This window comes from Microvirga sp. HBU67558 (assembly GCF_018069605.1).
Classification (GTDB): domain Bacteria; phylum Pseudomonadota; class Alphaproteobacteria; order Rhizobiales; family Beijerinckiaceae; genus Microvirga; species Microvirga terrae.
Genome location: NZ_JAGPUP010000560.1, coordinates 103,686 through 116,606 on the forward strand (window position 1 = coordinate 103,686; position 12,921 = coordinate 116,606).

Sequence of the window (12,921 nt, forward strand, 5' to 3'; positions counted from 1 at the left end):
TGATGCCCGGCCTCGTGCCGGCCATCTCAATCGGAAAGGCACTGAGCCTCAAGCAAGCGGGATCACCGGCCATGTGCCGGTGATGAGGTCGCGGTGGATATCCGACCGATGAGCGGTCCGGCTCAATTGCTCTCAGTTGCTCTTGGGAGCCTGATCGCCCGGCAGCACAAAGACCTGACCGGGATAGATCAGGTCCGGATTGCGGATCTGCTCCTGGTTCGCGCCGTAGATCACCGTGTAGCGAAGACCCTTGCCGTAGATCCGCTGGCTGATCCGCCAGAGATTGTCGCCACGCGACACGATGGTGGTGTTGATGTTGGGGATGACCACCGACCCGACGCTGGCCATCTGTCCTTCCGGCAGAGCGGAGGCCACCTCCCGGGAAGGAGGGGCCGACGAGCCTGCGGACGGCGACGATCCGGCAGTCTGCGGCTGAGCCGACGCGACCTGGACCGGCACGTTGAAGCCCACCTCGGCGCGGGAGCGAACCTGCCCCGAGACCGGGTCCACGTCATCGAGGCGGATCCGGTAGTCGCCCGGCCTTACGCCGCTCCCGATCGAGAACGACACCTTGCCGTCGCCGCCTGCCCCGCCCGGCGCGATGAGGCTCTCGTTGAGATAGAGGCGCACGGTCGCCCCCGGGGCAGACAGGCCGGACACGAAGAGCTTCCCCTCCTCGGCCTCGACGGTCACGATCTTGATCTCCGGCCGCGGGGCCGGTTGGGCGGGCTGCCCAGGAGCGGCTGGCGGCGGGGACACCGTCGGCGCGAGGCCGGCCTGCTGCTGTGCGGCCGGCGGAGGCGCGACCGGCTGGGTGTCAGCCGTCTTGGTGTCGGATTTCGGCTCCTCGGCCACCTTGGCCGGCGGCTCGGGGTTCGACAGCACCACCGTCGGCTGGTCCGGAGCCGTCAGGGTCACGAGGGGCCGCGTCTTGGCATCGGAGATGACAACCGTGACGCTCTGCGCCGAGCGCTGGCGGGTTCCATCCGGCGCAATAGATTGCAGCGCGACAAGATGGGAGCCGGGCGGCAGGGGCGGAGGCACGATGGCGAACAGGCCCGAGGCATCGGCCGCGGCACGGGCATGGACCTGATCGCCTCTCAGCAATTCGATCGTCGCCCCGGGAGCGGCGCGGCCGGCGATCACGCTCTCGCCGTCCGGTTCGACCCGCACGAGGTCGAAGGATGGCACGATGGGCGTGTCCTTGGGCTTTGCCGCGGGAGCCTCGCTGGAAGCGGCCGGCTTGGCGGCTGCTTGCTGGCCCGGCCCTGGCGCGCCAGGCGTGGGAGCCTGGGCCGTTTGAGCGGGCGCGGCATTCTGGGAGGCTTCCGGCTTGCCGGACCAGGACCAGTAAAGCACCCCGAGAAGGACTGCGACAACGGCTGCAGCAGCGGCGCCAAGCAACGCGATTGTACCTTTTATTTCCCTCGGATCCGCCATGGTCTTTTCTCGAACGCGGCACTTTCGTGCATTTAAACCGTTTATCTTTCAAAAGGCTACGGCCATAAAGGACAATTAATGCTCTACGACGACTCAGCGCGGGAGGCTCCCCGCCTCCCCGAAATGCCCATGTCATCCAACAGACCGATCAAATCCATCTGCGTTTATTGCGGCTCCGGCTTCGGGGACGATCCCGTTTTCGCTGAGAATGCGGCGTTATTGGGCCGCCTCATGGCCGAACGAGGGATCAATCTCGTCTATGGCGGCGGCAATGTGGGCCTCATGGGCACTGTCGCCCAGTCCGTGCTCGATCACAGCGGTTATGTCACAGGGATCATCCCAGACTTTCTGAAATCCCGCGAGAAGCTCCTCGACGACGTGCAGGAAACCATCGTCGTTCCCGACATGCACACCCGCAAGCGCCTGATGTTCGAGAAAGCCGACGCTTTCGTGGCTTTGCCCGGCGGCATCGGGACCCTGGAGGAACTGGTCGAACAGATGACCTGGTCGCAGCTCGGCCGGCACACCAAACCGATCCTGATGCTGAGCACCAAGGGCTTCTGGAAGCCGCTTCTCACCCTGATCGCCCATATGCGCGAACAGGGCTTCATCCGCCCTGGCCTGGAGCTCAACTACCTCGTGGCGGAACGGGTCGAGGAGGTCATCCCCATGGTCGAGGATGCGGCCCGGCGGATCGGAATCGTCAGTAACGAAGAGGCGATCGAAAGCCAGTTCTAGGTCAGAGCCTCAGCCTGTGCGGGACAGCACGAGCCCGCCCAGGATCATGCCTGCCGCCACCAGCCGCTGCCACGTGATCGCCTGCACGGGGAGGCCGAAGGCTCCCACCGCGTCCAGGATCAGCGCGGCGGCCACCTGGCCGAAGACCAGGGCCGCCACGGTGCTGACCACGCCGAGCTGCGGCACGCCCCAGATCACGACGGCCACATAGAAAGCCCCGAGAACCCCACCAAGCCAGGACCACCAGGGAGCCGAGCCCGCGGCGCTGCCCGAGGGCCACGCCCCGCGGAAGGCACTGATCGCCGCCAGGACGACGAAGCCGATCCCGAACGAGATGCAGGCCGCAAGCACCGGATCGCCGAGGGCCTTCGCCAGGGCCGCGTTGATCGGCGCCTGGGACGCGAGGAACACGCCGCCCAGGAGGATTCCCAAGAGCGGCAGCAGGATCGAAACGTTCATGAGGGTGCCTGCGCGCAGAAGAGCGTGGCGATCGAATCTAGAGCGACGCGCCCGCCTTCAACAGCTTGTAGACCATCGAATCCGTCAGGGCCTGGAACGATGCGTCGATGATGTTGGGGGACACTCCGATGGTGGTCCAGCGCTCGCCCGAACCATCCGTGAACTCGATCAGCACGCGGGTGACGGCATCCGAGCCGCCCTGGTAGATGCGGACCTTGTAGTCCACCAGTTCCAAGTCCTGGATCAGGTTCTGGTACTTGCCGAGATCCTTGCGCAGGGCGACGTCCAGCGCGTTCACCGGACCGTTGCCCTCCGCGGCGGAGATCAGCACCTCGTCGCCCACGCGCACCTTCACGATGGCCTCCGAGGCGGTGACGAGTTCGCCGACCGCGTTGAAGCGGCGCTCCACGTTGACGGAGAAGCGCTCCACGTCGAAGAAGGCCGGCACCTCGCCCAGCATGCGCTTGACCAGCACGTAGAACGACGCGTCCGCGCCTTCGAACGCGAAGCCCTGCGCCTCCTTGCGCTTCACCTCGTCGAGCACCCGTGCGATCCGCGCATCGCCCCTTTCGAGCGCGAAGCCGCAGCGCTTCAGCTCGGCCAGAATGTTCGACTGCCCGCCCTGGTCGGAGACGAGAAGCCTGCGCGCGTTTCCGACGACTTCCGGCTCGACATGCTCATAGGTGCGGGGATCCTTCAGCACCGCGGAGGCGTGGATGCCAGCCTTCGTAGCGAAGGCGCTCGCCCCCACGAAGGGTGCATGGCGGTTCGGCTGCCGGTTGAGGATCTCGTCCACCTGCCGTGACACATGGGTCAGCTGGCCCAGCGCGTCGTCCGTCACGCCGAGATCGAAGCGGGCCGCATAGCCGTCCTTCAGCTTCAGGGCGCCGATGAGCGTGATCAGATTGGCGTTGCCGCAGCGCTCGCCGAGCCCGTTGAGCGTGCCCTGGATCTGACGGGCGCCGGCTTCCACGGCCGCGAGCGAGTTGGCGACCGCACAGCCGCAATCGTCATGGGCATGGATGCCGAGATGCCGGCCCGGCACGACCTTGGAGACCGCCGTGACGATCTCCGTCACCTCGTGAGGAAGGGTGCCGCCGTTGGTGTCGCAGAGCACGATCCACCGCGCGCCGGCCTCGTAGGCGGTCTTCACGCAGGAGAGCGCATAATCCGGGTTAGCCTTGTAGCCGTCGAAGAAGTGCTCGCAGTCGACGAGCACCTCGCGGCCTTTCGCGCGGGCGGCCTCGACGCTCTCATGGATGCCCGCGAGGTTCTCCTCCGGGGTGGTCTCGAGCGCCACCCGCACATGGTAGTCCCACGACTTGGCCACGAAGCAGATCGCGTCCGCCTCGGCCTCGAGCAGCGCCGCAACACCCGGATCGTTCGACGCGGAACGCCCCGCACGCTTCGTCATGCCGAATGCGGTGAACTTGGCGTTCTTCGTGCGCTTCTCGGCGAAGAACGCGGTATCGAGCGGGTTCGCGCCCGGATAGCCGCCTTCCACGTAGTCGATGCCGAGCCTGTCGAGGAGCGTGGCGATCGCCTTTTTGTCCTCAAGGGAGAAGTCCACGCCGGTCGTCTGTGCCCCGTCGCGCAGGGTGGTGTCGAAGAGGGTGATGCGCTCGCGGCTCATGACGACAACTTCCTGTCTTCCTGGGGCGTCAGACGCTTTTCCATGGTGGTGGTGCCGAGCCATTCGTCGCCGAGCGGCATGGTATTGCGACGCTGCGGCTGGAAGCCGTGCTTCTGGAAGAAGGGCAGCGCATTGTCGCTGACCTCCGCCACGAGGCGGGCAGCGCCGCGCGCGCCGGCGAGCTTCTCGACGGCGTCGTAGAGCATCGTGCCGATCCCCTGGCCGGCGGCCGCGGGATGCACGTAGAACAGATCGATCAGCTCGTTGTCCTTCAGCGCGATGAAGCCCACCGGAGAGCCTTCGACGGTGGCGATCAGGGTCAGGCTCTTCGTGAGCCTCTCGGCGAAGGAATCGTCTTCGGCGCGAGCGATCCAGGCCTCCTGCTGGCTCTCGCTGTAATCCTCGCCCGTCAGTTCGGCGATGCTCTCCTCGTAGATGTCGACGAGGAGCGGCAGATCCGCCGGCAGGAAGGGCCGGAGCCCCGGTTTCGGCAAGGCCTGTCCCATCAGCGTCTCTCTCTCTTGGTCGCGCACATCGCTTCGCATCCGTCGTCACCGGTCCTGTGCCGGTGATCCCGATCCCGAGGGGCGCGGCGCCTCAATGCAGCGGGATGGCCGGGACGATCCGGACCGTGACGGGGAGAGACATCGTCCCTCACCGCGCCACCTCCCAGGTGGTCGTGCCGTCCTTGTTGTCCTTCACGACGACGTTCAGGGCCGCGAGCTCGTCACGGATGCGGTCGGACTCGGCCCAGTTCTTGGCCGCGCGGGCGTCCTTGCGGGCCGCGATCAGTGCCTCGACCTGTTCGGAATCGACGCCGAGGGACGCTTGCCTGCGGGCCTTCCAGGCCTCGGCCCCTTCAAGGAGAAAGCCGAGCGCCCGCAGGTTGGCGCCGAGCTCCGCGTGAGCCCCCTGCCCGTCGAGGGCATGAAGCTCCGCCAGCATCTTCGGCGTGTTGAGATCGTCCGAGAGAGCCTCGACGATGTGGTCCGACAGGAAGGCCGCCTCCCCCCTGCCCGCCAAGTCGTACCAGCGATCCAGGGTCTTCTCGCTTTCCTCGAGCCCCTTCACCGTCCAGTCGATGGGCTGGCGGTAATGGGTGCGCAGCATGTTGAAGCGCAGCACCTCGCCGGGCCAGTCCTGCAGGAGCTCGTTGATGGTGAAGAAGTTGCCGAGCGATTTCGACATCTTCTCGCCTTCGACCTGCAGGAAACCGTTGTGCATCCACACATTGGCCATGCGCGGCGTGTCGAACGCGCAGCAGCTTTGGGCGATCTCGTTCTCGTGGTGCGGGAAGACGAGGTCGATGCCGCCGCCGTGGATGTCGAAGATCTCGCGGGCCGTCGGGTCGGAGCAGGAAAGCCTTGTCTCGAAGGCCTGGATCAGGTGCTTCCAGGACATGGCCGAGCACTCGATATGCCAGCCGGGACGGCCCGGGGCTGCGATCCCGGCCGGCGACGGCCAGGCCGGATCCTTGGGGCCCGAGGGCTTCCAGAGCACGAAATCCATCGGGTCGCGTTTGTAGGGCGCCACGTCCACTCGGGCGCCGGAGAGCAGCTCGTCGAGGGAACGCTTCGAGAAGGCGCCGTATTGCGGGACATTCGGCAGGTTCTGCATGGCCGCCACCGAGAAGAGCACGTGCTCCTCGGCCACGTAGGCGGCCCCGCGGGCGATCAGCCGCTCGATGATCATCCGCATCTCGGCGATATGCTCGGTCGCTCGCGGCTCGACGAGGCGCGGAGCCTTGCCGGCCTCGTTCACCTCCTCCGGCATGAGCACGCCGAGCGCCCGGATATCGGCGTGGAACTGCTCCTCGGTCTTGCCCGTGACCACCCGGATCGCCTCGTTGTGGGGCAGGCCCGGGTAATCCCGGGCCGCGCGGGCGTTAATCTTGTCATCGACATCGGTGATATTGCGCACATACGTCACGGCTTCCGTACCGTAAACATGTCTCAACAGACGGAAGAGAAGGTCGAAGACGATGATCGGGCGGGCGTTGCCGATGTGGGCGTAGTCGTAAACGGTGGGTCCGCAGACATAGAGGCGCACGTTCTCGGGGTCGATCGGGACGAACGCGTCCTTCGACCGGGTCAGCGTGTTGTAGAGCCTCAAGCGTGCCGCCATGAAACCAAATCCCTGTCAGGCCGCAGGCCGGAGGGTGGTTTCGATCTTGGAATGAGAACGAGACGGCTCCAGCCAGCGAAATGCGCTAGCCGCAAATAATCCCGGAAATGAGGACCGTTGCCGTGTTCATGAAGCCATCAATGCCGATTCAGCCCTGGGACGTCAAGGTTTCCCATTTGGTAAGCATGTTTTATTTGCAGGGCCGCATGAAACGCGTTCCGGCCAAGCGCGTTAGAGCTTTGTTCACGCACACTCGTGGCATAATGGCCCGAGTTCAACAAAAGAGGTCTTCGATGCGCCGCGCATTCGCCATGCTCGGAATGGGTACTGTCGTGTTTTTTGCAGCCGCGTCCTTGACGCTGCTCCCCAACGGATCCCAGGCCTCTTCGACCGAAGCAACCTTCATGGTACCCGCCGCCGACGGCTATGGCGTTGCCGAGTGCCTCATCACAAACCAGGCATGTGGCCAAGTTGTGGCGAATGCCTGGTGCGAGGCCCACGGCTACGCGAAAGCCGTCTCCTACCGGCAGATCACCCCGGACGAGGTCACGGGCAACATCCAGAAGGCCTCCCTCGGCCCCAAGGAGCCGCCGGTCTCCGTGACCTGCTCGAACTGACGGCGGGTCCGGCTCAGGGCGCCATCGGCGCCAGCACGGCCCGGGCGGTGGTCAGCACGGCTCGGGTCAGTTCCGCCAGCAGAGGACCGACGATTCGGCTCTGCTGCCAGTACAGCGGAACATCGAGAGGCTGGGAGGGCTTCAAAGTCACCAGCCGCCCTGCCCGGAGATGATCCTGGACCAGGATTTCCGGGTTCATGCCCCAGCCCAATCCCGCCAATGCACCGTCAACGAAGGCCTGCGACGACGGAAGCCAATGGAGAGGCGGCTGCACCACGCCGTCGAGCGCCTGATCCAGCCATAACGACTGCAGCCGGTCTTTCTGGTTGAAGACGAGGCACGGCGCACGGGCCGCCGCGCCCGCACTCACCCCGGCAGGAAACCATCTCTCGACGAAGCCGGGACTGGCCGTCGCCACGTAGCGCAATGCCCCGAGCGGATGACAGTCGCAGCCCTGGATCGGCCGTCCATGCGAGGTCACCGCCGCCACGACCTCGCCGCGCCGCAGCCAGTCCGCGCTGTAATCCTGATCGTCCAGAACCAGATCGAACAGGTATCCCTCCGTCCTCGCCATGGCCGGGATGAACCAGGTGGCGAGGCTGTCCGCATTGACCGCGATCCGCAGGGTGACCGGCTGACCCTCCGGCTCCAGGCCGGGGAGGCTCTCGCGCAGGGAGCTTTCGAGCATGGCGACCTGCTCGACATGCCGGCACAGGCGCTGCCCTATCTCGGTCGCATGGCAGGGCTGCCCGCGAACGACCAGAACCGCCCCGATCCGCTCCTCGAGAAGCTTGATCCGCTGCGAGACCGCCGAGGGCGTGACGTTGAGCTGCTGCGCGGCCCGCTCGAAGCTGCCGGTGCGCACAACCGCGGCAAGGGCAGACAGAAGGGCATAATCCAGCATCGAATTAGAATTCCTAAATCGAGTCCAGCGACTTTAACTTCTCTAACCCGATAGCGCGGCCTAGGAAATGTCGAATCCCAATCGGACCCTCGACATGACCACTCCCCTCCTTGCCGGCTTCCTTCTCGGCCTCAGCCTGATTCTTCCCATCGGAGCCCAGAATGCGTTCGTGTTGCGCGTGGGACTGCGCGGCGAGCATGTTCTCGCCGTGTGCCTCACCTGTGCGCTCTCTGACGCGGCGCTGATCCTGGCCGGGGTGTCGGGTTTCGCGCAGCTCAGCACGCGGGTGCCCTGGGCCGAGACGGTACTGCTCTATGGCGGCGCCGCGTTCCTCGTGGCTTACGGCGGGCGCAGCTTCCTGGCCGCACTCGGATCGGCCTCCTTAAGGCCGTCCGAGGCGGCACCGGAGAGCCTTCGCCGGGTGGTGCTCACCTGCCTGGCGTTCACCTGGCTCAACCCGCACGTCTATCTCGACACGGTGGTGCTGATCGGCTCGATCTCGACCCAGTTCGACGAAGGCAAGGGTTGGTTCGCTACCGGCGCCATGACGGCCTCCTTCACGTTCTTCTTCGCCCTCGGCTTCGGCGCGCGCTTGCTGAAGCCGCTCTTCGCCCGGCCGGTCACGTGGCGCATCCTCGACATCGGGATCGGCATCATCATGTGGGCAACGGCCGCGAGGCTTCTGTTGAATGAAGGCTCGGTTTGATGGCTTGGCTTCAGTTCAACCACACGTCATGACCGGCACAAGGCCGGTTATGACGACCAGAATGATTCCTATCTCCGCCCACCCTATTTGTTGAGCCATTCGCCGCATTTGGGCGGCACCTCGGTGCCCCAGGGCATCAGAGGAACGGTCGAGGTGGAGTTCTTGGGCGAACCCTCGATGGGCCGGTCGGAATAGACCATGTAGACCAGGGTGTTGCGCTTGGCGTCGCAGCCGCGGACGATCTGCATCTTCTTGAAGATCAGCGAGCGACGCTCGCTGAACACCACGTCGCCCTGGCCGAACTTCTGCTTGAACTTCACCGGCCCCACCTGCCGGCACGAGAGCGAGATGTCGGACACTTCCTCGGCCACGCCGAAGGTACCCGAGATGCCGCCGCGCTCCGGGGTCGTGTAGTGGCAGGCCACACCCTCGGCCACGGGATCGTCGAGCCCGTAGACCGCCAGCTTGTCGTCCGGCGTGAGCGCCCGCCAGACCGTGGACTTTTTGAAGATCAGGTCAGGCTCCTGGGCGGCGGCACCGGTCACGGCGGCCAGCGTCACAGCCAGAGCTAGGGCGATTCGAGCAAGCATCGGTTCAATCAACTCCCACGGTCACGCTGACATGTGGGGATCGCTCGGGCCTTTGACGAGATGCTCCTCGCCGTGATGGCTGACGATGCAGATCTTGTTGCCGTCGGGATCGCGGAAATAGGCGCCGAAATAATCGGCATGGTAGTGCGGCCGCAGGCCCGGCGCGCCCTCGTCCGTCCCGCCATGCTCGAGCGCGGCCGCATGACAGGCCTCGACCAGACTGCGCCTCGGAGCCAGAAGGGCAATCATGCAGCCATTCCCCGGGCTCGGCTTCCGGCCGTCGAACGGGCGCACGACCAGGAATTGCGGCCGCCCGCCGGGCTGTCCCCAGCCGATCATGGTGTCGTCGGAGAACCGGACCTTGAGCCCCAGGGGCGCCAGCACCGCGTCGTAGAAGCCCCTGGCGCGGGTGAGGTCATTTGTCCCGATGGTCGTATGGGAGTACATGCAGGATCACTTTTCGCTGGTGCCGGTCTGAAGGGAGCTAGACAGCTTCCCTGGAAGCAGGCAAGGCGTTAATCACAATAGGGTCAAATTCCAGCGGCACATGACCAGCCTATCCAGGCATTCGACGCCGTAACGGACCGGTTCTGCGATCAGCTCAATGGCAAAGACATCTTTTCTCCGCTCCCTCATCGCCGTCGCGGCCTTCCTGGCCGCCGGCCAGGCGGCCTATGCCCAGTCGGCGCAGTGCCAGCGGTTCCAGGCCGAGCTGGCGTCCCTGGAGCGCAGCGGCGGGAGCGCGCCGACCGGCCAGATGCAGGCGCAGCGGGCAGAGATCAACCGCCTCGTCGGCTATTACCGCAACATCGGCTGCGAGCGCGGCCCGCTCGGCTTCCTGGCCGGCCCGGCCCCGGCCGAATGCGGCTCGATCGCCGGGCAGATCCGCCAGCTCGAGGCCGGCTATGCCCGTCTCGCGTCTCAGGCCGTCGACCAGAGCCAGATCGAGGCGCGCCGCCGGCAGTTGCAGGTGGCCGTCCAGCAGACCTGCTCCACCGACCAGCCGCGCGGCTTCTTCGAATCCCTGTTCGGCGCCCCGCGCCAGCAGCAGCCGCAGCAGCAAATCATGCCCGAGGGCCAGCCGATCATCGCCGATGACGGGCCACCCTCCATGGGCGGCGGCCGCCTGATTTGCGTGAAGACCTGCGACGGGTCGTTCTTCCCGTTGACCACGCCTCCGGGCGGCGGCCAGAGCGCGAACGAGATGTGTCAGGCCCTCTGCCCCGGCACGGAGACCCTGGCCTTTGCCTATCCGGGCGGCGATCAGGGCCTCAACCGGGCGGCCTCCCTGTCCACGAACCAGCCCTATACGTCGCTCGCAAACGCCTTCAAGTTCCGCAAGAGCTTCGACGAGAGCTGCGCCTGCAAGAAGTCGGACGAAAGCTGGGCCGTGGTCCTGCGCAAGGCCGAGAGCATGCTCCAGCAGCGCAAGGGCGACCTGATCGTGACCGCCGAGAAAGCCGAGGAGCTCTCCCGGCCGAAGACGCAGGCCGCCCGCAAGGCCGCCGACAAGAAGGCCGACGACGAAACCAAGGAAGCGGCCGAGATCGCCGCAGCCGCTCCGACGGCCAGCAAGGAATCGGCCGGCATCGGCCCGCAATCGATCGAGACCAATGCCGTGGTCGGCCAGGGCGAAGGTTCGAAGCAGGAGGTCGAGGCGGGCAACGGCCAGAAGAAGACGGTCCGGGTGATCGCGCCCAACGTCGTCCCGGTTCCGCACGCGCAGAACTGATCGCCTGACCGAAGACGGCTCCCCGTCGGTCTCAGGCCGAGCGAGCACGCACCAAGGCCGCCGATGACGGAAGGTCGGCCGTAGCCTCCCCATTCGGGCAGGAATGCCGTCCGTTCCACCCTGCCCACGGTCATGCTATCAACCCGGCATGAAACCGCTCGATTCCCTCGAGATGCCCCGCCCCGCGGGCGCGTCCGATTCCATCATTGCCGTCTCGGGCCTCAGCAAGACCTACGCGTCGGGCTTCCAGGCCCTGAAGTCGGTCGACCTGGAGATCCGCCGGGGCGAGATCTTCGCCCTGCTCGGGCCCAACGGCGCCGGCAAGACCACGCTCATCAGCATCGTCTGCGGGATCGTCAACCCTAGCACGGGCAAGGTCACGGCGGACGGCCACGACATCATCCGCGACTACCGGGCCGCCCGCACCAAGATCGGCCTCGTTCCTCAGGAACTGACCACCGATGCCTTCGAGAGCGTATGGGCGACGGTGACGTTCAGCCGGGGCCTCTTCGGCAAGCCGCCCAATCCGGTCTATCTCGAGAGGATCCTGAAGGATCTCTCCCTGTGGGAGAAGCGCGACAGCAAGATCATGACGCTCTCCGGCGGCATGAAGCGCCGGGTCATGATCGCCAAGGCCCTGTCGCACGAGCCCAAGATCCTCTTCCTCGACGAGCCGACCGCCGGCGTCGACGTGGAGCTGCGGCGCGACATGTGGAACATGGTCCGCCGCCTTCGGGAAAACGGCGTCACGATCATCCTGACCACCCACTATATCGAGGAGGCCGAGGAGATGGCCGACCGCATCGGGGTGATCAGCAAGGGCGAGATCATTCTGGTCGAGGACAAGCACGTCCTGATGCAGAAGCTCGGCAGGAAGCAGCTGACCCTGCACCTGCAAAGCCCTCTCGCAAGCCTGCCGCCGGAGCTGCAATCCGAGAGCCTGCAACTCTCCGCCGACGGAACCGAACTCGTCTACACCTTCGACACGCAGACGCAGGAGACGGGCATTGCGGGACTTCTCCGCCGCCTGAGCGAGCACGGCATCGACTTCAAGGACCTGCAGACCTCCGAGAGCTCGCTCGAGGAGATCTTCGTCAGTCTGGTCAGGGGGCGCTCGTGAACTTTTATGCCATCAAAGCCATCTACCTGTTCGAGATGGCGCGCACCTGGCGCACGCTGATGCAGAGCATCGCCTCGCCGGTGCTCTCCACCTCGCTCTATTTCATCGTGTTCGGATCCGCCATCGGGTCGCGCATGGCCAATATCGACGGCGTGAGCTACGGCGCCTTCATCGTGCCGGGCCTGATCATGCTGTCCATCCTGACGGAGAGCATTTCGAACGCCTCCTTCGGCATCTACATGCCGAAATTCTCCGGCACCATCTACGAGATCCTGTCCGCGCCCATCTCGGCGCTGGAGACGGTGATCGGCTATGTGGGGGCGGCGGCCACCAAGTCGGTGATCATCGGCACGATCATCCTGGTCACGGCACGGCTCTTCGTGGACTTCTCCATCGAACATCCCGTGTGGATGATCGCCTTCCTGGTGCTGACCTCGGTGACCTTCAGCCTCTTCGGCTTCATCATCGGCATCTGGGCCGACAGCTTCCAGAAGCTGCAGGTCGTGCCCCTGATGATCGTGACCCCTCTGGCCTTCCTCGGCGGCAGCTTCTACTCCATCAACATGCTGCCGCCCTTCTGGCAGACGGTGGCCCTGTTCAACCCGGTGGTCTATCTCGTGAGCGGCTTCCGCTGGAGCTTCTACGGCGTGGCCGACGTGGGCGTGGCGTTAAGCCTTCTCATGACCCTGGTGTTCATGCTGATCTGCCTCGGCGCCGTCTGGTGGATCTTCCGGACGGGCTACAAGATCAAGGCCTAAAATTGCACCGCACGTCATCACCGGCCTTGTGCCGGTGATCCCGATGATGTGAGGCGCCGCGTTCTTCTGATCGGGATGGCCGGGACGAGCCCGGCCATGA

General features: G+C 65.4%; 14 protein-coding genes. 6 read left to right on the top strand and 8 right to left on the bottom strand.

Annotated elements, in window-relative coordinates; all coding sequences use genetic code 11:
• Positions 1 to 132 precede the first annotated feature (132 nt).
• Entirely contained in the window at positions 133 to 1,440 is a 1,308-nt protein-coding gene (locus KBI52_RS29175; RefSeq protein WP_210812534.1) for a LysM peptidoglycan-binding domain-containing protein, read from the bottom strand.
• 129 nt (positions 1,441 to 1,569) lie between these two features.
• Between KBI52_RS29175 and KBI52_RS29180 the strand changes: the two genes are divergently transcribed.
• Complete coding sequence (locus KBI52_RS29180; protein ID WP_210812535.1) at positions 1,570 to 2,178, top strand: TIGR00730 family Rossman fold protein; 609 nt, start codon at positions 1,570 to 1,572, stop codon at positions 2,176 to 2,178.
• 9 nt (positions 2,179 to 2,187) lie between these two features.
• Here the strand turns inward: KBI52_RS29180 and KBI52_RS29185 are convergent, their stop codons facing one another.
• The 4 genes from KBI52_RS29185 to cysS all read right to left on the bottom strand — a co-directional run bounded on the left by KBI52_RS29185 (position 2,188) and on the right by cysS (position 6,394).
• Positions 2,188 to 2,637, bottom strand: coding sequence for a DMT family transporter (locus tag KBI52_RS29185; RefSeq protein WP_173949237.1), 450 nt, complete (start codon positions 2,635 to 2,637; stop codon positions 2,188 to 2,190).
• A 37-nt stretch (positions 2,638 to 2,674) separates the two neighbouring features.
• The gene (gene cimA / locus KBI52_RS29190) at positions 2,675 to 4,270 is read right to left on the bottom strand and encodes a citramalate synthase (RefSeq protein ID WP_173949236.1); all 1,596 of its coding nucleotides are present in this window, start codon (positions 4,268 to 4,270) and stop codon (positions 2,675 to 2,677) included.
• The gene (locus KBI52_RS29195) at positions 4,267 to 4,776 is read right to left on the bottom strand and encodes a GNAT family N-acetyltransferase (protein WP_210812536.1); all 510 of its coding nucleotides are present in this window, start codon (positions 4,774 to 4,776) and stop codon (positions 4,267 to 4,269) included. Before KBI52_RS29195 ends, cimA begins: the two co-directional genes overlap by 4 nt.
• A gap of 148 nt (positions 4,777 to 4,924) precedes the next feature.
• Complete coding sequence (cysS, locus tag KBI52_RS29200) at positions 4,925 to 6,394, bottom strand: cysteine--tRNA ligase (RefSeq protein ID WP_210812537.1); 1,470 nt, start codon at positions 6,392 to 6,394, stop codon at positions 4,925 to 4,927.
• 293 nt (positions 6,395 to 6,687) lie between these two features.
• Here cysS and KBI52_RS29205 point away from each other — a divergent pair, with 293 nt between their 5' ends.
• Positions 6,688 to 7,011: a hypothetical protein gene (locus tag KBI52_RS29205; RefSeq protein WP_173949233.1), complete on the top strand. Its 324-nt coding sequence runs from the start codon at positions 6,688 to 6,690 to the stop codon at positions 7,009 to 7,011.
• 13 nt (positions 7,012 to 7,024) lie between these two features.
• Here the strand turns inward: KBI52_RS29205 and KBI52_RS29210 are convergent, their stop codons facing one another.
• On the bottom strand, positions 7,025 to 7,915 hold the full coding sequence (locus KBI52_RS29210) for a LysR family transcriptional regulator ArgP (RefSeq protein ID WP_210812538.1): 891 nt from the start codon (positions 7,913 to 7,915) through the stop codon (positions 7,025 to 7,027).
• A gap of 94 nt (positions 7,916 to 8,009) precedes the next feature.
• On the opposite strand from KBI52_RS29210, the gene KBI52_RS29215 reads away from it, so the two are divergent.
• Complete coding sequence (locus KBI52_RS29215) at positions 8,010 to 8,621, top strand: LysE/ArgO family amino acid transporter (protein ID WP_210812539.1); 612 nt, start codon at positions 8,010 to 8,012, stop codon at positions 8,619 to 8,621.
• An 83-nt stretch (positions 8,622 to 8,704) separates the two neighbouring features.
• Here the strand turns inward: KBI52_RS29215 and KBI52_RS29220 are convergent, their stop codons facing one another.
• Positions 8,705 to 9,211: a CreA family protein gene (locus KBI52_RS29220; protein ID WP_210812540.1), complete on the bottom strand. Its 507-nt coding sequence runs from the start codon at positions 9,209 to 9,211 to the stop codon at positions 8,705 to 8,707.
• A 21-nt stretch (positions 9,212 to 9,232) separates the two neighbouring features.
• A complete protein-coding gene (locus tag KBI52_RS29225) occupies positions 9,233 to 9,658 on the bottom strand; it encodes a VOC family protein (protein ID WP_210812541.1) in 426 nt (141 codons plus the stop codon).
• Between the two features lie 157 nt (positions 9,659 to 9,815).
• Between KBI52_RS29225 and KBI52_RS29230 the strand changes: the two genes are divergently transcribed.
• From KBI52_RS29230 to KBI52_RS29240, 3 genes are all read left to right on the top strand, one after another.
• A complete protein-coding gene (locus KBI52_RS29230; protein ID WP_210812542.1) occupies positions 9,816 to 10,943 on the top strand; it encodes a DUF2865 domain-containing protein in 1,128 nt (375 codons plus the stop codon).
• 148 nt (positions 10,944 to 11,091) lie between these two features.
• Positions 11,092 to 12,063 carry an ABC transporter ATP-binding protein gene (locus KBI52_RS29235; protein ID WP_210812543.1) on the top strand — a complete coding sequence of 324 codons (972 nt, stop codon included), beginning with the start codon at positions 11,092 to 11,094 and terminating at the stop codon, positions 12,061 to 12,063.
• Positions 12,060 to 12,821, top strand: a complete 762-nt coding sequence (locus KBI52_RS29240) for an ABC transporter permease (protein ID WP_173949227.1) — start codon at positions 12,060 to 12,062, stop codon at positions 12,819 to 12,821. Before KBI52_RS29235 ends, KBI52_RS29240 begins: the two co-directional genes overlap by 4 nt.
• The last annotated feature ends 100 nt before the right edge of the window (positions 12,822 to 12,921 follow it).